The organism is Sinomonas atrocyanea, assembly GCF_001577305.1.
GTDB lineage: Bacteria > Actinomycetota > Actinomycetes > Actinomycetales > Micrococcaceae > Sinomonas > Sinomonas atrocyanea.
In genome coordinates this window covers 1,191,688-1,212,357 of the sequence record NZ_CP014518.1, presented here as the reverse complement: position 1 = coordinate 1,212,357, position 20,670 = coordinate 1,191,688, and the positions used below count along the sequence as shown (strand labels likewise).

Genomic DNA, 20,670 nt, shown 5'->3' with positions numbered 1-20,670 from the left:
GGTCGCCTTACGGGAGGCGGCCCGCCGGCGTCGTGCTCGCCGACAGCGGCGCGCTCAGGCGCGCGCGGCAACCGCCACCCTCACGGGGGCGCCGGTCTCGAGGGACTCCCGCGCGGCGTCGGCCACGCGGGAGGCGGCGACGGCGTCCTCGGGCGTGCAGGGGTTCTCCCGCTCGCCGAGGACGAGCTCGACGAACGCGGCGAGCTCGGCGCGGTAGGCGGCGGCGAACCGCTCGGCGAAGGTCCTGTGGGTCTCCCCCGCGGGGAACGCCACGCCGGGCTCGGTGGAGCGCAGCGCCGTCTTCTCGTCCAGGCCCACCATGACCGAGGACTCCGAGCCCTGGATCTCCAGGCGCACATCGTGCCCGGCCCCGTTGTAGCGGGTCGCGGCGACGGTGCCCACGGTGCCGTCGTCGAACGTGACGACGGCGAGCGCCGTGTCCACGTCCCCGACCTCGCCGATCGCCGGGTCGCCGTTGTTGGACCCCTTGGCATAGACCTCGGTGATCTCGCGGCCGGTGAGCCAGCGCAGGATGTCGAAGTCGTGCACGGAGCAGTCGCGGAAGAGGCCGCCGGACGTGGCGAGGAACTCGACCGGCGGCGGGGCCATGTCCCCGGTCACGGCGCGCAGCGAGTGGATCCAGCCGATCTCCCCGGCATCCAGGCGGCGCTTGGCCTCGAGGTAACCGGCGTCGAAGCGGCGCTGGTGGCCGATCTGCACCACGCCGCCCCTCGCCGCGATGTACTCGAGGACGGGCAGGGAGTCCGCGACCGAGCCGGCCACCGGCTTCTCGCAGAACACCGGGATGCCGGCGTCCACCCCGGCGCGGATGAGCTCGGGGTGCGTTTGCGTCCCGGTCGCGACGACGAGGGCGTCCACGCCGTGGGCGATGAGGCCCGGGGCGCCCCCGGGGACGAAGTCGGCCCCGACCTCGCCGGCGACGGCGCGGGCGTGGTCCTCGGCGACGTCCGTGAGGGCCAGGCGGAGCCCGACCCCGCGTCGGGCGAAGGCAGGGGCGAGGGCAGCGATGGTGCGGGCATGCATAGCGCCGATGCGGCCGACGCCGACGAGCCCCAGGGTGATGGCCTTCATGCGGCACTCCTTCGTGTATGGGAACGTTCCAACAGTGAGGTCTAGAGTATCCCTGTCCCCCTGCGGCCGGTCAAGATTTGTCCTGACAAACATGAAGGAGTGCCGTGGCGAAGTCCGTGACGATCCTCGACGTCGCCGCCCGCGCAGGCGTCTCGAAGTCCGCCGCCTCCCTGGCGCTGCGCGGTACCGGCTACGTGAGCGAGGCCAGGCGCCGGGCCGTGCTCGAGGCCGCCGAGGAGCTGGGCTACCGGCCCAACGCCGCCGCCCGGGCGATGGGCTCGGCCCGCAGCGGGATCGTGGGACTCATCCTCGACGACCTCCGCAACCCCTGGTACGTCCCCGCCGTGGAGGGCCTCTCGGACGGCCTCCACGCGGCGGGTCTGAGCCCGCTGCTCGGGGACTGGCGCCTCGAGGGCGCCGCGCTCGCCGAGCGCTGCCTCGAGCTGCGGGTCGAGGGCCTCGTGCTGGTGGGGACGCTCGACGGCGCCGAGGAGCTCCTGCCGCCGCTCGGGCCGCTGCCCGTGGTCCAGGTCGGCGCCGCGCGCGCCCAGGTGCCCGGCGCCGCCGTCGTCACGAACGACGACGCCGAGGGAGCCCGCCGCGTGGTCCGCCACCTCACGGGGCTGGGGCACACGAGGATCGCCCACCTGGCCGACCCCGGGACGTCGGTGGGCGATGCCCGTCGGGCCGGCTTCGAGGAGGAGGCGCGCCGCGCCGGGCTCGACGCGGTCACGGTCCCGGCCGGCCGCACCGAGGAGGCGGGCCGGCTCGCGGCGCTCGGGGTTCTGCGCTCCGAGCCCCGGCCCACCGCGGTCTTCGCGGTGAACGACATGGCGGCCCTCGGCGCGCTCTCCGCCGCGGAGGAGCTCGGCCTGCGCGTCCCGGAGGACCTCTCGCTGGCCGGGTACGACGACACGCCCGCGGCCCGGCTGCGGGCCGTCGGGCTCACGAGCGTGGACAACGCCAGCAGGGAGGCCGGGCGCGTGGCCGCGGCCCTCCTGGCCGAGATGATCGCCGGCCATGGCCGGCCCCCGGGAGGGGCCGGTCCCGGCGCCGCGGCCACCCTCCTCAACCCGGAGCTGAAGGTGCGCACCAGCACGGCGCCGCCGCCCGCCGTCGTCCGCCGGGCCCGCCCCGCGCAGGCCGGGTGAGCCCTCCGGATCGCGCGGTGCGGCGGCGACAGGAGCGCGCGACAGGAGTACCCTGCGGAGCATCCGAGGATCGAGAGCCAACCACCAGGAGGCTGCGATGTCAGGGAAGAACCAGTCCATACTCCGGCGCAAGCCAATCGGTGAGATCGAGGACGAGCCCGGCATCGGGCACCTGTCCCGGACCCTCGGACTCTGGCAGCTGACCGCGATCGGCGTCGGCGGGATCATCGGCGCCGGCATCTTCTCGCTCGCCGGCGCCGTCGCGCACCAGACGGCCGGGCCGGCCGTGCTCATCTCCTTCCTCGTCGCCGGCGTCGCCAGCGCGGCCGCCGCGCTCTCCTACGCCGAGTTCGCGGGGATGATCCCCAAGGCCGGCTCCGCCTACACCTACGGCTACGCGGCCCTCGGCGAGGTGGTGGGCTGGTTCATCGGCTGGGACCTGCTGCTCGAGTACACGGCCATCGTCGCCGTCGTCGCGATCGGCATCTCCGGGTACTTCGGCTTCCTCGTGGGCCAGCTCGGCGTCGACCTGCCCGCGTGGATGCTCGGCGCGCCCGGCACCGGTCCCGGGCACGTGGTGGACGTCTTCGCCATCATCCTGTGCCTGCTCACGGCCTGGATCCTCACCCGCGGCATCCAGAGCACCGGCCGGTTCGAGCTGCTGGTCGTGGCCCTGAAGGTGCTGCTCGTCGTGGTCATCGTGGTCCTCGGCGTGTTCCACATCAACAGCGCCAACTACCACCCGTACTTCCCCTTCGGCTTCGGCGGGGTGATGACCGGCGCGGCCACGGTGTTCTTCGCCGTCTTCGGCTACGACGCCATGAGCACCGCCGCCGAGGAGTCCCGCGACGCCACCCGGCACATGCCAAAGGCCATCATCTACTCGCTCGCGATCGCCATGGTGCTCTACGTCCTCGCGACCCTCGTGCTCACCGGCATGCAGAACTACACCCAGATCGACCCGAAGTCCGGCTTCGCGAGCGCGTTCGCCGCCGTGGGGCTCCCCGCGGTCGCGGACGTGATCGCCGTGGGTGCGATCGTCTCGATCCTGACGGTGATGCTCACGTTCATGCTCGGCGTCACGCGCGTGTGGTTCTCCATGAGCCGCGACGGCCTGCTGCCGAAGTGGTTCGCCCGGACCGACCCCAAGCGGCACGTCCCCACCCGGGTCACGTGGATCGTGGGCGTCGGCTCGGCCATCCTGGCCGGCGTCCTGCCCATCAACACCGTGGCCGAGCTGACCAACATCGGCATCCTCTCGGCCTTCGTGGTGGTGTGCCTGGCCGTGATCGTGCTGCGCTACCGCAGCCCCGAGATCCCCCGCTCCTTCCGCACCCCGTGGATGCCCGTGGTGCCGGCGATCGGCGTCCTGTTCTCGCTCTGGCTCATCATCTCCCTGCCGTGGGAGACCTGGGTGCGGTTCGCGGTGTGGCTCGTGGTGGGGCTGGCGATCTACTTCAGCTACTCCCGCAGGCACTCGCTGCTCAACCCGGACAGCCCGCGCCACGCCCGGGCGGGCGCCCCCGGCGGGCGGTGAGGCTCGGCGCACGACGCCGGGTGGCCGGCGTCGTGCGCGGGGCGCCTCCCCTAGCCGCGCACCTTCTCGAGGAAGAGCCCGGCCCGCGTGCCCAGGCCCTCGATCCGCCTGGCCACGACGAGGGCGGGGTCCGGGTTGATGGGGTCCGCCGGCGGCTGGACGCGCACGTTGGCGCTGCACTGGAAGTCGGCGCAGATGAGCGTGCCGACGGTGTTGCCGTTGCGGCCCGATGCCCCGGCGCGGCGGGCCACCCACAGGAGCACGTCGTTGGGCGTGTCCACGGCGCGGCACAGGTCGCACAGCACGGCGCGGTTCTTCCGCGCCCCGCCCTCGGGCGCACGGAGCAGGGCTGAGACAATCCGGCCGCCCGGCTGCGGCACCACGAGGTAGCCGCGCAGGGGCATCTTCGGATCGCGCCAGCCCAGGACGTCGAGGGCGTCCCAGTCGAGCTCGTCGAAGTCCTTCAGCGGGGTGAGCCGGGCGGCCTCGGACCGGCTGGCGTTGATGAAGGAGGAACGGATCTGGTTCAGGGTGGTCTTCTGCATGGCAGCACTCGCTTTGCGGCATCGCTTCGGGCCCGCGCCCATCCGGCGCGGGGCATGACGTGGCGGTGTCTGCCCCTGGCGGGGCCTGCGGGTGCCCTGGGACGGCGATCGGCACGCAGCGGCGCCGCGCACCGCGGAGGGGCTCAGGGTTCGGGAAGCCTGGTCAGGCAGCGGGGGCAGACGGGCGCAGGGGTGCGCAGCAGGCCGTCACGGCCACCCCGCTCACTGCAGCGATCACGTCTGCTCCCCCTCATGGCGCCGCCCGGCGCGTCCTCGATGCCCTGGTCTGCTGCCGAGGGCGTGGTCCTGCCGGGAATCCGGCTGGGCCCGATCCTCCCAGATCGTCCAGGATCCGTCCAGCCGGCGGCGTCGGGATCACGCCGGAGAGGCGGCGCCCTTCGCTCCCGCCTTCGCCGCGGCCTTCTGCGCGCGCTTGAACTCACGGACCTTGGCCAGCGACTCGGCAGAGACGATGTCCGCGACGCTGCGGTGCGAGCCGTCCTCGCCGTAGGGGGCGGAGGCCTCGCGCCAGCCCGCGCCGGCGTAGCCGTACTGCTTGCCGAGCAGCGCGAGGAAGATCTTGGCCTTCTGCTCGCCGAACCCCGGGAGCTTCTTCAGGCGCCGGAGCACCTCGGCGCCGTCCGGGTCGCCCTGGGTCCACAGGGCCGCGGCGTCGCCGCCCCACTCGTCCTCGACCGCGGCGCACAGCGCCTGCACGCGGGCGGCCATGGAGCCGGGGAAGCGGTGCACCGCGGGCGGCTCCTTGAACATCTGGGCGAACTCGTCCGGGTTCGTGTGCGCGAGGGCGGCGGCGTCCAGCGTCCCCGCCCGCCGGGCGATCTTCAGCGGGCCCGCGAACGCGGTCTCCATCGGCACCTGCTGGTCCAGGAGCATGCCGATGAGCAGGGCGAGCGGGTCCTCGGTGAGCAGGCGGTCGGCGTCGGCGTCGCCGGTGATGTTCAGCGTCATGGCGCCAGTCTCCCACCGGGCCAAGCCCGGGTCGACCGGGCGGCGCCAGCCCGCCGTCGGGCGCCAACGGCGGAACCGGAGTCGAAATGGTGGGCTGAGCACGGTGCCGGCGGCGCGGACCGTGCTCAACCCACCATTTATGGGGACGGGGGCGACAGCGCACGGCCTACACCCGGGCTGGGGCGTCCTCCCCGATCATCCGTGCGGCCTCGAGCAGGACGCCGGCGGCGACCTCGAGGCCCTCGATCCGGCCGAGGGAGACGTCCTCGTGCTCGATGTTGACCATCATGTCCGGGTCCACGTCGCGCAGGGCGGACAGGAACTCGGCCCAGTAGGCGGCGTCGTGCCCGCGGCCGAGGGCCACGAAGTCCCACGCGGAGTCCTTGGGCCACTCGTTGGCCCACTCGTCGCCGCCGAGGTTGGTCCGCGGCTCGTCCGGAGAGAGCCGGCGGAAGCGATTGTCGAGGACCCCGTAGAGCCTCGCGTTCTCGGGGTTGACGCGCACGTCCTTCGCCGCGGCGTGGACCACGAGGGAGCCGAGCTCGCGGACCACCGCGACCGGGTCCATCTGCTGCCAGAACAGGTGCGAGGCGTCCAGTTCCACGCCCACGTGGGTGGCGCCCGTGAGCTCCACCAGCCGGTACACGTCTGCGGTGTTGAAGACGATGTTCTGCGGGTGCAGCTCGAGGGCCACCTTGACGCCGTGGTCCGCGGCGAGCCGGTCGGTCTCGCGCCAGAAGTCGGCGGCAATGCCCCACTGGTAGTCGAGGACGTCCAGGGCGGCGGAGTTCCACGCGTTGACGATCCAGTTCGTCACGGTCGCGCCGGGCTCTCCCCCGGGCAGGCCGGACATGGTCACCACGCGGTGCTGGCCGAGGCGCTCGGCGAGGCGGATGGAGCGGCGGATATCCTCCGCGTGCTTCCGGCCGATCTCGGGCTTGGGGTGCAGCGGGTTGCCGTTGCAGTTCAGGCCCGCGATCCCCACGCCCGTGCCCTCGAAGAGGCCGAGGTAGTCGTCCCGGGCCGTGTCGCTTTCGAGGATCTGGTCGAAGGTGGGCACGTGCACGGCGGGCAGGAAGCCGCCGGTGTTGATCTCGATGCCCGTGAGGCCGAGGCCGGCAATGACCTCGAGCGCCTCGGGCAGGGAGCGGTCGTGCAGGATCGCGTTGTAGACGCCGAGCTTCATGGTTCTCTCCTAGCGTTTCGGTCGGCTCAGCGCACGACGGCGAGCGCGGGCTTCTCGGCGGACGGGACCTCGACGCGGCGGCCGGCATCCGCGGCGGAGGCAGCGACGGCGCCGAGGATCTCCATGTTGCGCACGCCCTCGTCGAACGTCGCGCAGCGCGGGAGGGACTCGGCCGCCGGCAGGCCCGCGACCTCCTCGAGGAATGCCCGGGCCTGGTAGCCGAAGGCGTCGTTCTGGCCGAAGCCGACGCCCGGGGCGTCCATGGCGAGGCCGCCGGCGATGTAGGGGTGGTCGGGGCCGAGGATCACCTGGCGGTAGCCGTTCTGGGCGTAGGGGCCCTCGTTGAGGAAGAGGCCGATCTCGGCGGGGCGGCGCTGGTCGAAGGAGGCCGCGCCGTTTTCGCAGAAGACCTCGAACATGAGCGAGTTGGGGTGCCCCGCGGCGACGCGGGAGACAGACAGCGAGCCGATGCAGGAGGCGAACTCGGCCGAGAAGGAGGCGACGTCGTCGTTCTCCACCGGCTCGAACGTCTCCGAGACGGCCGCGTGGTCGTGGCCCAAGACGGCCCCGAGCGGGAGCGGGCGCTGGGTGATGGCGGTCGAGAGCTCGCCGCCGGAGACCGACCGGATGTCCCCGCAGAGGAACTCGCCCACGTAGGCGAGGTGGCTGCCGATGTCGGCGAGCGCGCCCGAGCCGGGGCCGCCCTTGTAGCGCCAGCTCATGGGGGCCTGCGGGCTGCAGCCGTAGTCGGTCCAGTAGCGGCCCGAGAAGTGCAGCGGACGCCCGAGCGTGCCGTCCTGGATGAGCTCACGGATGGCGGCGATGCCGGGCGTGCGGCGGAACGTGAAGCCGATGCGGCCCAGGACGCCGCGCTCCTCGGCAGCGGCCGCGGCGTGGGCCATCGCGCGGGCGTCCTCAAGGGAGTCGGAGAGCGGCTTCTCACACAGGACGTGCTTGCCGGCGGCGAGGAGCCCTTCGACGACCTCCCGATGGAGGGAGTTGGCGATGACCACCGAGACGACGTCGATGTCGTCCGCCTCGGCGATGGCCTGCCAGGAGGAGTCGTGCCGGGCGTAGCCGAAGCGCGTCGCGGCCGCCTGCCCGAACTCGGCGTTGACGTCGCCGATCGAGACGAGCCGGATCTCCGGGAGCGTGGGCCGGTAGAGGGTGCTCGCGGCGCGGTAGGCGGCAGCGTGGGCCTTGCCGGCCATGCCTGCGCCGATGACGGCGACGCCGAGGGGCTTGCTCATGGTTCTCTCCTTCGAGGGGTCCGGCGGGGCCGGGCAGGGTGGGAGTTTTTGGAGCGCTCCAAATCACACTACGGAAGCACACTTTGTCCTGTCAATAGCCTCCTCGCACCGCTCCGCGGATGCCATGATGGTCCCGTGCCCACTGACGCGACGCCCCGCCCCACGATCTACGACGTGGCCCAGCGCGCCGGCGTCTCCAAGTCGCTCGTCTCGCTCGTCCTGCGCGATGCCCCCCATGTGAGCGAAGCCCGGCGCGACGCGGTCCTCGCGGCCATCGACGAGCTCGGCTACCGCCCCTCGCGCGCCGCGAGCGCGCTCGCGAGCCAGCGCACCCGCACCGTCGGCGTCCTCATCGACGACTTCCACAACCCCTGGTTCGTCGAGCTGCTTGCCGGACTCCGCTCTGTCCTGGATCCGGCCGGCTACACGGCCAGCGTCGCGGACCTGGCCCTCGAGACGGCCTCGGGCCGCAAGCCCGTGGACGGCTTCCTCGCCCAGCACGTCGACGCGATCGTGATCGCCGCGGACCTCGCCCCCGGGACGCTCGAGCGCGTCGGCGTCCCGATCGTCGTCGCGGGCCTCCGCGAGCTCGGCGCGCGCGACGCCGGGCGGGCAGTCGATGTGGTCGCCGGCGACGACGAGCTCGGGGGGCGGCTGGCGACCGAGCACCTGCTCCGCCTGGGCCACACGCGGGTGGCCCACCTTGCCGGGCACAGCGGCCCCGGCGACGCCCGGCGGCGCGGGTACGAGTCGGCGATGCTGGCCGCGGGGCTCGAGCCGATCACCACGGGCGGGGGCGCGACCACGGAGGCGGCCGGCTACTCCGCGGCCTGCGCACTCCTGGAGGCACACCCCCACGTGACGGGAATCGTGGCCGCGAACGACGTCATGGCCGTCGGCGCCCTGGCCGCGCTGCGCGAGCGGGGGCTCTCGGTGCCTGCGGACGTCTCGGTGGTGGGCCACGACGACTCGCCGCTGGCCGCCTACCGGTACCTCGCGCTGACGAGCGTGGACGGCCACTCCGCGGACGTGGGCGCCGCGGCCGCACGGGCGCTGCTGCGCCGCCTCGACTCCCCCGATGCGCCGGCGCACCGCGAGCTCCTCGCCCTCGACCTCGTGGTCCGCGGCTCCACGGCCCCGCCCCCCACCTGACCGCCCATCTGAAAGTCACCTCCTGAAGGTCACCTCCTGCGGGCCACCTCCTGTGGGTCACCTCCCGGGGTTTCGTCCTGGGAAGCGGGCAGATCGACACAACCCAGGTCGCGATCGGCCGCTTCCGGGCCGGTTTCCGCCGTGAGTTGTGTCGAGATGCCCAGCTGGACCATCTCGCACCCGACCTCGTGGTCCGCGGCTCCACGGTGCCCCCTCCCGCCTGGCCGGCCATCTGAAAGTCGCCTCCTGAAGGTCACCTCCTGCGGGTCACCTCCTGTGGGTTTCGCCCTGGGACCGAGGCCCAGACTTTGTCCTGTCAACCTTCGGAACAACCCCGTCGGATCACACCCGCACCCTGTCCCGGCCGGGAGGCGCGGTGCTACGATCAGAAGAAGGTTTTGTCCTATCAACCAAACATTCGGCCCGGGCCTGCGCCCCGCCGGACCCAAGGAGGGGTCATGGCAGCCACCCTCAACATCCCGATCGACCGGTCCTCCCCCGTGCCGCTGTACCACCAGGTGGTCCAGGGCATCGAGGCCATGATCCGGGGCGGCCAGCTCGAGCCGGGCTCGAAGCTCGAGAACGAGATCGAGCTCGCGGCACAGCTCAACCTGTCCCGGCCCACCATGCGCAAGGCGATGGACGAGCTCGTCCGCGCGGGCCTCCTCGTGCGCAAGCGCGGCGTCGGCACGCAGGTCGTGGCCAGCCAGGTGCGCCGCCACCTCGAGCTCTCGAGCCTCTTCGACGATCTGGCCCGCGGCGGCAAGCGCCCCAGCACCCGCGTGCTGAACTTCAGCCACGGCCCCGCGGACGCCGACGTCGCGGAGACGCTGCAGCTGCCGGCTGGCGTGGGCGTGTACCACTTCACGCGCCTGCGCTCGGTCGAGGGCAAGCCGCTCGCGCTCATGGAGAACTGGGTCCGGGACGACGTCGCGGAGCTGACCGAGGTGGGCCTGCGCGAGCACGGCATGTACCAGATCCTGCGGGACGGGGGCGTGAACTTCCGCCTCGCCAACCAGCGCATCGGCGCCGCCGTCGCGGACGAGTACCAGGCTGGCCTGCTCGAGGTGGCTCCCGGCTCCGCGCTCGTCACCATGGAGCGCACCGCGGTGGACGACACGGGCCGCAGCGTCGAGACCGGCCGGCACGTGTACCGGGCCGACTCCTACAGCTTCGAGATGACCCTGGTCCAGCGCTGACGCGCGGCCGGCACGACGGAAGGAACATGCATGGCAGAGTGGGTCTACCCCCTCGGCAGCGCCGCGGACGGCGCGTGGCAGGTCTCGCTGGGCGCGACGGGCGAGGCGGACGGCTCCCCGGACGTCCCCGGCTGGGCGCACACCGGCATCAAGGTCGCTGAGCTGGCCGGCGGCGCCTCGGTCTCCCTGCCGGCGGCCGGCGTCGAACGGATCGTCGTCCCGCTCTCGGGCGCCTTCGAGGTGACGGTCGACGGCGCGCCCCACCTCCTCCGCGGCCGCGCCTCGGTCTTCGCGGGCCCGAGCGACGTGCTCTACACGGGGATCGGGAAGGCCGTCACCATCACGACGGCCGACGGCGGCAGGGTCGCCGTTGCGCTCGCCCCCGCCAAGGCGGACTACCCCACCCGGCTGATCCGGGCCGAGGAGACCCCGGTGGAGCTGCGCGGTGCCGGGAACTGCTCGCGCCAGGTGCACAACTTCGGCACCCCGGCGGCCCTCGAGGCGGACCGGTTCATCGTCTGCGAGGTCATCACCCCCGCCGGCAACTGGTCCTCCTACCCTCCGCACAAGCACGATGAGGAGAAGGACGGCGAGACCTCGCTCGAGGAGATCTACTACTTCGAGACGCGCCTCGCACCCGGCTCCCCCACCGCCGGCCACGATGGTGCCGGCGAGGACCCAGTGGGATACGCCCGCGTGTACGCCTCGGACGAGCGCCCCATCGACGTCCAGGCCGAGGTGCGCACAGGCGACGTCGTCCTCGTCCCCTACGGCTGGCACGGACCGGCGATGGCGGCGCCCGGGTACGACCTGTACTACCTCAACGTGATGGCAGGCCCGGGCCGCGTCCGCGACTGGCTCATCAGCGACGACCCGCACCACGGCTGGGTGCGCTCGACCTGGGAGGGCCAGCAGGTGGACCCGCGTCTGCCGTTCACCGCGTAGGCCGCCGGCCGCTGAAGCCCCGGCCGCCCCGCACCGGCGCGAGAGTCTGGCGCCCCGGCCGAACGCGCACGTAGGGTGGCTCACACGCGGCTGGGTTCAGCCGGACACCGTCGAAGGAGACCTGCCGTGGGGATTTTCGCGAGCGCTGAAGAGTCCTCCCAGGACCACGTCCTGATGGCGCTCCGGGACGACCCGGCACTGGACCGGTCAGCGCCGTCGTGGGCCGACTTCGAGCGCCGGCTCGACGAGCACCTTCCGACGCTCGCCGTCCTGTTCCGCTCGCTCTACGGCGGTCGCGAGGACTGCGCCGAACAGCTCGCGCTGCTCGTGCGGGAGTCGGCCCAGGCCTGGCAGGACCGCCCGGCAGACCTCAAGGCGCTCGACGCCGCGCGGGAGGCCGAGCCGGCCTGGTTCCAGTCCCGGAGGATGCTCGGCGGGGTCTGCTACGTCGACCGGTACGCCGAGGACCTGGAGGGCGTCCGGGCCCGGATCCCCTACTTCACGGAGCTCGGCCTGACCTACCTGCACCTCATGCCGCTGTTCCAGGCCCCCGAGCCGAACTCGGACGGGGGCTACGCCGTCTCGAGCTACCGCGAGGTCAAGCCGGCGCTGGGCACGATGGAGCAGCTGCGCGGGCTGGCCGCCCAGCTGCGCGCGCATGGCATCAGCCTCGTGGTCGACTTCATCTTCAACCACACCTCGGACGAGCACGAGTGGGCCCGGCAGGCGGCGGCCGGCAGCCCGGAGTTCGAGGACTACTACTGGATCTTCCCCGACCGGACCATGCCGGACGCGTTCGAGCGGAACGTCCGGGAGATCTTCCCGGACGACCACCCCGGATCGTTCATCCAGCTGCCCGACGGCCGCTGGGTGTGGACCACGTTCCACACCTTCCAGTGGGACCTGAACTACTCCAACCCCGCCGTCTTCCGCGCCATGGCCCGCGAGATGCTCTTCCTGGCCAACCAGGGCATCGAAATCCTGCGCATGGACGCCGTCGCCTTCATCTGGAAGCAGCTCGGCACATCCTGCGAGAACCTCCCCGAGGCGCACACCCTGCTGCGGGCGTTCAACGCCGTGTGCCGGATCGCGGCCCCGTCCCTGCTATTCAAGTCGGAGGCGATCGTCCACCCCGACGACGTCGTCAAGTACATTGACCCCACGGAATGCCAGATCTCCTACAACCCGCTCCAGATGGCCCTCCTCTGGGATGCCCTCGCGACGCGGGACGTCTCGCTCCTGGCCCAGGCGCTGCACCGGCGGCACAATCTGCCCGAGGGGACAGCGTGGGTGAACTACGTGCGCAGCCACGACGACATCGGCTGGACGTTCGCCGACGAGGACGCGGCCGAGCTGGGCATCAACGGCTTCGACCACCGCCGGTTCCTCAACGCCTTCTACGTCAACCGCTTCCCGGGCAGCTTCGCGCGGGGCGTGCCCTTCCAGGACAACCCCAAGACCGGCGACTGCCGGATCTCGGGCACGACAGCGTCGCTGTGCGGCCTCGAGGACGGCTCGGCGGAGGCGGTCCGCCGGGTCCTCCTGGCCCATTCGGTGCCGTTCAGCACGGGCGGCATCCCGCTCATCTTCCTGGGCGACGAGGTCGGCCAGCTCAACGACTACGGCTACGCCGACGAGCCCGGCCACGGGGCAGACAGCCGCTGGGTCCACCGGCCCCACTACCCCGCCGAGGCGTACGGGCAGCGGCACGATCCGTCCACCCCCGCCGGCGCCATCTTCGCAGGGCTCGAGCACATGCGCCGGATCAGGGCCGACACCCCGGAGTTCGAGGGCACGCGGCTGATCGACTTCGGCACCGACAATCCGTCGGTCCTCGGCTACCAGCGCCCCGGCGAGGGCACCGCCGTCCTCGCCCTGGCGAACTTCAGCGACCGGGCCCAGTGCGTGTCCGCCCGCACGTTGTCCGGCTTCGAGCCCGAGGGCACCGACCTTGCCACCGGCGCCGCCGTCCACCTCGCCGCGGGCCTGACGATCCCGCCTCAGGAGTACTTCTGGCTCCGGGTCCGCCCGCTCGGCTGATCACGACGTGCGACGGCGGGCACCCGGCTCGCCTGGGCCAGGCACCCGCCGTCGTGCGTCGCCCGAGCAGCCGACCGTCAGCGCGCCGCACGGGCCGCGTACTCCTGCATCGTGCGGGACGGGTCCGTGGGGAGGTAGCCGTACGGGCCGAGCTCGATCCAGCGGTAGCCGGCCTCGGCGACCTCGTCGAGGAAGGCTACGAGGCAGACGGGCTCGCGCTCGACGAGGTGCCCGACGACATGCCCGAGGTCTCCGAGCTGCTCGGCGAGCTCGAGGAGCTCGGGCTGCTGGACTCGGTGGTGCCGGACGTCGACGACGACGAACTGGTCATGCCCGAAGTCGGGCTCGCGGTGGAGGACCCGGTGGCCTTGTGCAGCACGTCGTTCACGAGGCCCTCGAGCTCATGCTGGTCGGTGTCGCCGAGGTTGCCGCCGCTCTTGGTGGCGACGACGAGCAGCCTGCCCTGGGCGCCGGAAACCTGCATGAGCATGTCCGAGCTGTTGTCGCCGCGGGTGCTGACCGTGCCGAAGGTCTCGGCGGCATCCGTCGTGGCCTGGAGCTGCTTGCTCGCGACCGTGACCTTCTGGCCCAGCGCGGACACCGTGAACTTGGCGCAGGTGCCCATCTTGCCCTCGATGTCCTTCAGGACCTGCTGCGCGTCGGGGCCCTGCGACCCGGACTGGGCCGAGACCGTCCGCGGCTTCTGGCTGTCCGAGATGGCCACCGCCACGGAGCCGCTGTCCACGCTGTTGACCAGGCCGGCCGTCGCAATCGACTTGCAGTCGCTGGGATCCACGGTCGCGGTGCTGAGCAGCACCTTCCCGAGGTCCTTGCCCGTGGTGACCTGGTCCTTCGAGTAGGGCTTGAGGTCGTTCCCGTCCGAGTCCTTCAGCCCGGAGACCAGGGCCTGAAGGTCCGAGTCGCTGTAGACCTTCGCGCTCGGGCTCGCCGAGGGGCTCGCGCTCCCGCTTGGGCTGGCGGACGTGCCGCCCCCGCCCGAGCAGGCAGCCAGCGCCAGCGCTGCCACTCCCGCGAATCCCGCGCCCAGGGCCTTCTTCGTCATGCCGTTCATGGTCATCCTCCGCTCGTTCCGTTCCCCTGGCAGCGCCGTTACCCGATACCGAGCCTCCCCCAAACCACGGCGGTGACAGCAGAAGGGCCAGGCCCGGGGCGGTGCCCGGGCCTGGCCCTTCTGCTCGTTGGGAGTGCCCTACGCGTGCGCGCGGGCCGGCTCCCCGGCACGCGCCGCGCGGGCACGCCCGGAACGCTCGGCCATCTGGGCGAGCTGGTAGCGGGAGACCTCGGCTGCGTTCTCGTTCTCGGCGAAGACGCTCGAGACCATGACGGTGTCCTCGCGGTCCAGGAAGCCGATCTCGGCCAGGCCGCCGAAGAACTCGTCCCAGTTGACGTCGCCGTCGCCGATCCTGAGGTGCTGGTGCACGCGCACGTCGTTGCCCGGCGGGTTCGTGATGTACCGCAGGCCGTGGGAGGCGTGGTGGTCCATGGTGTCGGAGACGTGCACTACCCGGATCCGCTCTCCCGCGGCGCGCATGATCTGCAGCGGCTCGTCCTTCATGTGGAAGGTGTGCGAGGCGACGTAGACCATGCCGACGTTCGGGGAGTTGAGGCCCCGGATCACACGCAGCGCGGCCAGGCCCTCCTCGACGAAGTCGTCCGGGTGCGGATCGATCGCCACGTGGACGCCCTCGCGCTCGAAGACCGGCAGGAGCTCCTCCATGGACTTGTAGAAGCAGGCCTCGGACTCCTCCGGCTTCTCGGGGCGCCCGGAGAACTCGGTGTTCATCTGGGTGCAGCCGAGGTCCGCCGTGATCCGGATGGCGCGCTTCCAGTACCGCACGGCGGCCTCGCGCAGCGTCTCGTCCGGCCCGGACCAGCGCAGGACCGGGAGGACGGAGGCCACCTGCACGCGGGCGTCTGCGCAGGCCTTGCGGAACTCGCGCACGAGTTCGTCGTCGGCCTTCGGATGCGTGAAGAAGGGGATGAAGTCCCGGTGGGGCGTCATCTGGAGGTACTCGTACCCGAGCTCGGCCGCAAGGGCCGGGAACTCGAGCAGCGAGTGCGTCGCGTGGAACGGCGTGGGGTCGAGGGCGAGCTTCACTGCGCGGCCCTCGGCGCGCCGCCCGCGTACAGCGCCGGCTTCTCGTTGAGGACGACGGCGACCCGCTCGCCGCTCTTCTGCGCCTCGACTCCCGCCTCGCAGCAGGCAGCGGTCGCGTAGCCGTCCCACGCCGACGGGCCGCCGATCTCGCCGCGGAGCGCCGCGTCGACCCAGGACTGGACCTCGACGTCATAGGCCGTGCCGAAGCGCTCGATGAAGCTCGGCGTGACCTGCCCGCCCCACCGGCCGGCGCGGCGGACGTACGGTCCGGCGTCGGCGCCGATGTCCACGATGCCGTCCTCGAAGGCGGCCTGCGTGGCCACCTCGTAGCCGAACTGGGCGTTGACGAAGATCTCGACGTCGACCAGGACGCCGGAGGCGGTGTCGATCAGGACGTGCTGCGGGTCGTGCTGGCCCGAGGGCGCCTTCGACGTGGCCTTGCCCAGGCGCACCTGCACCGAGGTGATCTCCTCGCCGGTGAGGTACCGGATCACGTCGAACTCGTGCACCACGGAGTCGTTGATGAGCATCTCGTTGGTGAAGCCCGGAGGGGTGTCGGGGTTGCGGTGCCTGCAGTGGAGCATGAGCAGTTCGCCGAGCTCCCCCGAGCGGACCATGCCGCCGAGTGCCGCGTACTCGGCGTCGAAGCGGCGCATGAAGCCGACCTGGATGCGCTGGCGGCCCAGCTTCTGCTCGGCCTCGACGATCTTCCAGGCGGACGCGGCGTCCGGGGTCAGCGGCTTCTCGCACAGGATGGGGATGTCCCGCTCGAGCGCCTCGAGGAGGGCGGCCTCGTGGAGGAAGCCGGGGGTGGCAATGAGGACGGCGTTGACGTCGCCGGACTCGTAGGCCTCGGCGGCGGTGGCATAGGCCTTCGCCCCCGGGATCTCCGCGATCGCGGCCTGGGCCCGATCAAGGTCGATGTCGACCACCGCGGCCACCTCGGCGCCGTGGATGCGCGTGTGGAGGCGGTGGATGTGGTCCGCGCCCATGCGGCCGGCGCCGATGACGGCGACGCGCAGGTTCTCAGCCATGGAATGTGCCTTTCTCAGTCAGACTCGCGTGCGGGAACCGCACGAGAGGAGGTAGTTGCGGGTGCGCTTGGCGATCGGGAGCGGGACGTCGAACGCCACCGGGTACATGTCCTGCTCGACGATGCCGAAGATGGGGCGGTCGAGCGCCTCGACCGCCTCGATGACCTCGCGCAGGTCGGGCAGCCCCGACGGCGGCTCGGCCATGACGCCGGCGGTGTTGGCCGCCGCCCAGGTCATGTTCTCGGCGCGGACCCTTACGAGGACGTCCGGGTCGATCTGCTTCAGGTGGAGGTAGCCGATGCGCTCGGGGTACTTGCGGATGAGGTCCACGCTGTTCGCGCCGCCGTACTCCGCGTGGCCCGTGTCCAGGCACAGGGAGAGCAGCCCGGGATCGGTGTTCTCGAGCAGCCTCTCGATGTCCGCCTGCCCCTGGACGTGGGAGTCCGCGTGGGAGTGGAACTGCTGCCTGAGGCCGAACTGCTCGGACAGGCGGCGCCCCAGCTCGTCGTGGCCCGTGAACAGGGAGTCCCACTGCTCGGGGGTGAGGACCTCGTTCTCGACCGCCTCGCCCGTGACGTCGTCGCGCCACATCGCCGGGATGACGACGATGTGCTCGCCGCCCATCGCCGCGGTGAGCTCGGCGACCTGGCGGGCCGGCGCCCACGCCTCCTCCCACTGGTCGCGTCCCCGGTGGAAGGCCGTGAACACCGTGCCGGCCGACACCTGGAGGTTGCGGGCCTTGAGCTCGTCCGCGAGGCGGGACGGATCGGTGGGGAGGTAGCCGTAGGGGCCCAGTTCGATCCAGCGGTAGCCGGCCTCGGCCACCTCGTCCAGGAAGCGCTCCCAGGGGGTCTGCTTTGGGTCGTCGGCGAACCAGACGCCCCAGGAATCCGGCGCGGTGCCGATGATGAGCGTGTTCTCAGTCATGTCTCTGCTCCGTGCGGGTGGGTCTAGTTGGAGGGGAAGTTGTAGGTGGCGCCGGAGGCGTGGGTGGGTTCGGGCCAGCGCTGGGTGATGACTTTGGCGCGGGTGTAGAAGGCGACGCCTTCTTCGCCGTAGATGTGCTTGTCGCCGAAGAGGGAGTTCTTCCAGCCGCCGAAGGAGTGGTAGGCGACCGGGACGGGGATGGGGACGTTGACCCCGATCATGCCCACGTGCACACCGCGGTGGAACTTGCGGGCGTTGGAGCCGGAGGAGGTGAAGATCGCGGTGCCGTTGCCGTAGGGGTTGGCGTTGATCAGCTCGATGGCCTCCTCGACCGTCTCGACCCGGACCACGGACAGGACCGGGCCGAAGATCTCCTCGGTGTAGGCCTCCATGTCCGTGCCGACCTGGTCGAGCACGGTGGGCCCGAACCAGTTCCCGCCCTCCTTGCCGGGGACGGTGAACTCCCGCCCGTCCACGACCAGGGCGGCGCCGGCGTCGGCCGCGGCGGTGACGATGGAGGCCATCCGGTCCCTGGAGGCGGCGGTGATGATCGGGCCCATCTCCGCGTCCGGCTCGGTGCCCTCGGCGACCTGGACGGCCTGGGCGCGGTCGGCGACCTTGCCCACGAGGGCGTCGGCGGCCTCCCCGACGGCCACGGCGACGGAGATGGCCATGCACCGCTCCCCGGCGGAGCCGAACGCGGCGGCGGCGAGGTGGTCGGCGGCGTTGTCCATGTCCGCGTCCGGGAGGATGATCGCGTGGTTCTTCGCCCCGCCCAGGGCCTGGACGCGCTTGCCGTGCGCGGTCGCGGTCTCGTGGACGTACTTCGCGATCGGGGTCGAGCCCACGAAGGAGATCGCGTCGACGTCGGGGTGGGTCAGGAGCCCGTCGACGGTCTCCTTCCCGCCGTGCAGGACCTGGAAGACCCCGTCCGGCAGGCCGGCCTCGGTCCACAGCCGCGCGAGCAGCAGGGAGGCGGAGGGGTCCCGCTCGGACGGCTTGAGGATGAAGGCGTTGCCGGTGGCGATCGCGACCGGGGCCATCCACAGCGGGACCATGACGGGGAAGTTGAACGGGGTGATGCCCGCGACGACGCCGACGGGCTGGCGGTAGGAGAAGACGTCGATGCCGGTGGAGGCCTGGTCGGAGTAGGCGCCCTTGAGCAGCTGCGGGATGCCGCAGGCGAACTCGATGACCTCCAGGCCGCGGCCGATCTCGCCCTTGGCGTCGGAGATCACCTTGCCGTGCTCGGCCGTGACCAGGGCCGCGAGGTCCTCCACGTGGGCGGCGACCAGCTCGCGGAACCTGAACAGCACCGCGGTCCGCCGGGACAGGGAGACCTCCCCCCAGGACTCGGCGGCCTTGCGGGCGTTCGCGACCGCGGCCTCCAGGTCGGCCGCGTCCGCCAGGCGCAGCTCGCCCGTCTGCTCCCCCGTGGCCGGGTTGAACACCGGCTGCGTCCGCTCGCCGACGCCCTGGGTCTCCTCGCCGTTGAGGAAATGCGGAATGGTCTTGACAGTCATGACGGTGTACTCCTGATGTGACGTGAGCGGATGCCGGGGTCAGCCGATGAGGGGCCGCTGGCGGGACTTGTGGTCGACGTAGGTGGCGAAGGCCGCCTTGGTGGACTCGAGCTCGGAGGCGCCGGAGACGGGCACGTCCCACCAGGACTCGGAGCTGGGGGCGTCCACCAGCGGATCGGACTCGATGTGGATCACGATCGGGCCGCTGCCCTCGGGGGCCGCCTTGGCCTTGCCGATCGCAGCCTCGAGGTCGGCGATCGCGTTGGGCCCCGGCTCGATCCGGTACACGGTGACGCCGAGGCTCTCGGCGTTCGTGGCGAGGTCGATCGGGAGCTTCTCGCCGTCGTCGAACGTGTGGTGCTCGTGGTCCAGCGTGCGGTACTTGGTGCCGAAGCGCTGCGAACCGAGCTGCTCGGACAGCGCGCCGATGGAGGCGTAGCCGTGGTTCTGGATGAGCACGGTGATGAGCTTGATGCCCTCCGCCACGGCGGTGACGAGCTCGGTGTGCATCATGAGGTAGGAGCCGTCGCCGACCATGACGACGACGTCGCGGTTCTCCTCCCCGCCTTCCGCACTGGGGCGTGCCGCGGCGTCGAGGGCAGCGCGCTTGACGCCGAGGCCGCCGGGGATCTCGTAGCCCATGCAGGAGTACGCGTACTCGACGTGGTAGCCGAACGGGTCGCGGATGCGCCACATCTTGTGCAGGTCGCCCGGGAGGGAGCCCGCGGCGCAGATCACGACGTCGCGCGGGTCCATCGCGCGGTTGACCGCGCCGATGATCGCGTTCTGGGACACCAGGGGCTGGTGGTCCTCGGCGAACGCGGCGTCCACCGTGTCGTCCCAGCGGGCCTTCTCGTCGGCGACCACGCGCTCGAGCTCGCCTCCGACGCGGTAGCCGCCGAGCGCCGTCGTGAGCGCGGCGAGCGCCTTGCGGGCGTCGGCGACGATCGGCAGCGAGGTGCCGTGCTTGTAGGCGTCGATCGGGGCGACGTTGATGTTCACGAACTTCACGCCGGGGGCCTGGAACGCGGTGCGGGAGGCGGTGGTGAAGTCCTCGTAGCGGGTGCCGATGCCGATGACGAGGTCGGCGTCCCGCACGAGGGCATTGGCCGCCGTCGTGCCGGTGGAGCCGACCGCGCCGAGGGCCTGCGGGTGGTCCCACGCGAGGGAGCCGACGCCGGCCTGGGTCCACCCGACCGGGATGCCGGTGGCCTCGGCGAACGCGCGCAGCTGCTCGGTGGCGAACGCGTACAGCACGCCGCCGCCGGCGATGATGACCGGGCGCTCGGCGGCGCGGATGCGGCGGGCGGCCTCGGCGATGTCCTCCGCCTCGGGCTCGGGGCGTCGGATGCGCCACTCGCGCTCGGCGAGGAACTCCTCGGGGACGTCGAAGACCTCTGCCTGGACGTCCTGCGGCAGGGCGATGGTCACGGCGCCGGTCTCGGCCGGATCGGTGAGCACACGCAGGCCGTGCAGGAGGGCCGAGAAGAGCTGCTCGGGCCGGTTCACGCGGTCGAAGTACTTCGAGAGCGGCCGGAACGCGTCGTTGACGGTGATGTCGTAGCCGTGCGGCTGCTCGAGCTGCTGCAGGACCGGGTCCGCGGCGCGGGTCGCGAACGTGTCCGAGGGCAGGAGCAGGGCCGGCAGGCGGTTCGCCGTGGCGAGGGCCGCGCCGGTGAGCAGATTCGACGAGCCCGGGCCGATCGAGGTCGAGACCGCGAAGGTCTGGCGGCGGCGGGTGTGGCGGGCGTAGCCGACGGCCTGGTGGGCCTGGGCCTGCTCGTTGCGGCCTTGGTAGTACGGCATCAGGGCCGGGTCGGCGACCTGCCACTGCTTGAGGGCCTGTCCCACGCCGGCCACGTTGCCGTGCCCGAAGATGCCGAACATGCCGGGGATGAGCCGGCCGCGGTAAGCCCCGCCGCCCGGGCCGCCGACGGAGTCGACCGTGTACTGGCGGCCGAGGAACTCGACGACCGCCTGGGCGACGGTCATCCTGCGGGT

General features: G+C 72.0%; 17 protein-coding genes and 1 pseudogene. 6 read left to right on the top strand and 12 right to left on the bottom strand.

All coding sequences use genetic code 11. The features are described 5' to 3' along the window. Positions 1–54: 54 nt before the first annotated feature. Entirely contained in the window at positions 55–1,092 is a 1,038-nt protein-coding gene (locus SA2016_RS05715; protein WP_066496425.1) for a Gfo/Idh/MocA family oxidoreductase, read from the bottom strand. A gap of 104 nt (positions 1,093–1,196) precedes the next feature. On the opposite strand from SA2016_RS05715, the gene SA2016_RS05710 reads away from it, so the two are divergent. Together SA2016_RS05710 and SA2016_RS05705 are read left to right on the top strand one after the other, a co-directional pair. Beyond that, complete coding sequence (locus SA2016_RS05710; RefSeq protein WP_066496424.1) at positions 1,197–2,243, top strand: LacI family DNA-binding transcriptional regulator; 1,047 nt, start codon at positions 1,197–1,199, stop codon at positions 2,241–2,243. Positions 2,244–2,340: 97 nt separating this feature from the next. After that, entirely contained in the window at positions 2,341–3,780 is a 1,440-nt protein-coding gene (locus SA2016_RS05705; protein ID WP_066496423.1) for an amino acid permease, read from the top strand. Between the two features lie 50 nt (positions 3,781–3,830). On the opposite strand, the gene SA2016_RS05700 is transcribed toward SA2016_RS05705, so the two are convergent. The 4 genes from SA2016_RS05700 to SA2016_RS05685 all read right to left on the bottom strand — a co-directional run bounded on the left by SA2016_RS05700 (position 3,831) and on the right by SA2016_RS05685 (position 7,730). Continuing rightward, positions 3,831–4,325 carry an FBP domain-containing protein gene (locus SA2016_RS05700; RefSeq protein ID WP_066496420.1) on the bottom strand — a complete coding sequence of 165 codons (495 nt, stop codon included), beginning with the start codon at positions 4,323–4,325 and terminating at the stop codon, positions 3,831–3,833. A gap of 375 nt (positions 4,326–4,700) precedes the next feature. Next, complete coding sequence (locus SA2016_RS05695; protein WP_066496417.1) at positions 4,701–5,294, bottom strand: HhH-GPD-type base excision DNA repair protein; 594 nt, start codon at positions 5,292–5,294, stop codon at positions 4,701–4,703. Between the two features lie 166 nt (positions 5,295–5,460). Further along, the gene (locus SA2016_RS05690; protein ID WP_066496414.1) at positions 5,461–6,480 is read right to left on the bottom strand and encodes a sugar phosphate isomerase/epimerase family protein; all 1,020 of its coding nucleotides are present in this window, start codon (positions 6,478–6,480) and stop codon (positions 5,461–5,463) included. A gap of 26 nt (positions 6,481–6,506) precedes the next feature. Next, positions 6,507–7,730, bottom strand: a complete 1,224-nt coding sequence (locus SA2016_RS05685) for a Gfo/Idh/MocA family protein (protein WP_066496412.1) — start codon at positions 7,728–7,730, stop codon at positions 6,507–6,509. Positions 7,731–7,865: 135 nt separating this feature from the next. Here SA2016_RS05685 and SA2016_RS05680 point away from each other — a divergent pair, with 135 nt between their 5' ends. The 4 genes from SA2016_RS05680 to SA2016_RS05665 all read left to right on the top strand — a co-directional run bounded on the left by SA2016_RS05680 (position 7,866) and on the right by SA2016_RS05665 (position 13,066). After that, complete coding sequence (locus SA2016_RS05680; RefSeq protein ID WP_066496409.1) at positions 7,866–8,882, top strand: LacI family DNA-binding transcriptional regulator; 1,017 nt, start codon at positions 7,866–7,868, stop codon at positions 8,880–8,882. A gap of 458 nt (positions 8,883–9,340) precedes the next feature. Then, positions 9,341–10,081 carry a GntR family transcriptional regulator gene (locus tag SA2016_RS05675; protein WP_066496399.1) on the top strand — a complete coding sequence of 247 codons (741 nt, stop codon included), beginning with the start codon at positions 9,341–9,343 and terminating at the stop codon, positions 10,079–10,081. 30 nt (positions 10,082–10,111) lie between these two features. Continuing rightward, a complete protein-coding gene (iolB, locus tag SA2016_RS05670) occupies positions 10,112–11,026 on the top strand; it encodes a 5-deoxy-glucuronate isomerase (RefSeq protein ID WP_066496397.1) in 915 nt (304 codons plus the stop codon). Between the two features lie 174 nt (positions 11,027–11,200). Further along, positions 11,201–13,066 (top strand): amylosucrase, encoded by a 1,866-nt coding sequence (locus tag SA2016_RS05665; RefSeq protein WP_066502056.1) that lies wholly within the window; start codon positions 11,201–11,203, stop codon positions 13,064–13,066. An 89-nt stretch (positions 13,067–13,155) separates the two neighbouring features. Here SA2016_RS05665 and SA2016_RS22130 read toward each other — a convergent pair. The 7 genes and pseudogenes from SA2016_RS22130 to iolD all read right to left on the bottom strand — a co-directional run. Beyond that, a pseudogene (locus SA2016_RS22130) lies at positions 13,156–13,260 on the bottom strand (2-keto-myo-inositol dehydratase); the annotation flags it as partial. A gap of 2 nt (positions 13,261–13,262) precedes the next feature. Further along, the gene (locus SA2016_RS05660) at positions 13,263–14,138 is read right to left on the bottom strand and encodes a hypothetical protein (RefSeq protein WP_229710895.1); all 876 of its coding nucleotides are present in this window, start codon (positions 14,136–14,138) and stop codon (positions 13,263–13,265) included. A 138-nt stretch (positions 14,139–14,276) separates the two neighbouring features. Next, positions 14,277–15,185, bottom strand: a complete 909-nt coding sequence (locus SA2016_RS05655) for a sugar phosphate isomerase/epimerase family protein (protein WP_066496396.1) — start codon at positions 15,183–15,185, stop codon at positions 14,277–14,279. Continuing rightward, positions 15,182–16,219, bottom strand: a complete 1,038-nt coding sequence (locus SA2016_RS05650; RefSeq protein WP_066496390.1) for a Gfo/Idh/MocA family protein — start codon at positions 16,217–16,219, stop codon at positions 15,182–15,184. The genes SA2016_RS05655 and SA2016_RS05650 overlap by 4 nt, the downstream gene beginning before the upstream one ends. 18 nt (positions 16,220–16,237) lie before the next feature. Continuing rightward, positions 16,238–17,146, bottom strand: coding sequence for a sugar phosphate isomerase/epimerase family protein (locus SA2016_RS05645; protein WP_066496386.1), 909 nt, complete (start codon positions 17,144–17,146; stop codon positions 16,238–16,240). A gap of 23 nt (positions 17,147–17,169) precedes the next feature. Beyond that, entirely contained in the window at positions 17,170–18,669 is a 1,500-nt protein-coding gene (locus SA2016_RS05640) for a CoA-acylating methylmalonate-semialdehyde dehydrogenase (RefSeq protein WP_066496384.1), read from the bottom strand. 39 nt (positions 18,670–18,708) lie between these two features. Then, positions 18,709–20,661, bottom strand: coding sequence for a 3D-(3,5/4)-trihydroxycyclohexane-1,2-dione acylhydrolase (decyclizing) (iolD, locus tag SA2016_RS05635; RefSeq protein ID WP_066502048.1), 1,953 nt, complete (start codon positions 20,659–20,661; stop codon positions 18,709–18,711). Positions 20,662–20,670 lie beyond the last annotated feature (9 nt).

What these genes read in the sequence shown, in the direction of transcription:
- SA2016_RS05715 (WP_066496425.1), bottom strand. Translation starts at nt 1,092, where the DNA reads ATGAAGGCCATCACCCTGGGGCTCGTCGGCGTCGGCCGCATCGGCGCT.
- SA2016_RS05705 (WP_066496423.1), top strand. Translation starts at nt 2,341, where the DNA reads ATGTCAGGGAAGAACCAGTCCATACTCCGGCGCAAGCCAATCGGTGAG.
- SA2016_RS05700 (WP_066496420.1), bottom strand. Translation starts at nt 4,325, where the DNA reads ATGCAGAAGACCACCCTGAACCAGATCCGTTCCTCCTTCATCAACGCC.
- SA2016_RS05695 (WP_066496417.1), bottom strand. Translation starts at nt 5,294, where the DNA reads ATGACGCTGAACATCACCGGCGACGCCGACGCCGACCGCCTGCTCACC.
- SA2016_RS05690 (WP_066496414.1), bottom strand. Translation starts at nt 6,480, where the DNA reads ATGAAGCTCGGCGTCTACAACGCGATCCTGCACGACCGCTCCCTGCCC.
- SA2016_RS05685 (WP_066496412.1), bottom strand. Translation starts at nt 7,730, where the DNA reads ATGAGCAAGCCCCTCGGCGTCGCCGTCATCGGCGCAGGCATGGCCGGC.
- SA2016_RS05675 (WP_066496399.1), top strand. Translation starts at nt 9,341, where the DNA reads ATGGCAGCCACCCTCAACATCCCGATCGACCGGTCCTCCCCCGTGCCG.
- iolB (WP_066496397.1), top strand. Translation starts at nt 10,112, where the DNA reads ATGGCAGAGTGGGTCTACCCCCTCGGCAGCGCCGCGGACGGCGCGTGG.
- SA2016_RS05665 (WP_066502056.1), top strand. Translation starts at nt 11,201, where the DNA reads ATGGCGCTCCGGGACGACCCGGCACTGGACCGGTCAGCGCCGTCGTGG.
- SA2016_RS05660 (WP_229710895.1), bottom strand. Translation starts at nt 14,138, where the DNA reads ATGAACGGCATGACGAAGAAGGCCCTGGGCGCGGGATTCGCGGGAGTG.
- SA2016_RS05650 (WP_066496390.1), bottom strand. Translation starts at nt 16,219, where the DNA reads ATGGCTGAGAACCTGCGCGTCGCCGTCATCGGCGCCGGCCGCATGGGC.
- SA2016_RS05645 (WP_066496386.1), bottom strand. Translation starts at nt 17,146, where the DNA reads ATGACTGAGAACACGCTCATCATCGGCACCGCGCCGGATTCCTGGGGC.
- SA2016_RS05640 (WP_066496384.1), bottom strand. Translation starts at nt 18,669, where the DNA reads ATGACTGTCAAGACCATTCCGCATTTCCTCAACGGCGAGGAGACCCAG.
- iolD (WP_066502048.1), bottom strand. Translation starts at nt 20,661, where the DNA reads ATGACCGTCGCCCAGGCGGTCGTCGAGTTCCTCGGCCGCCAGTACACG.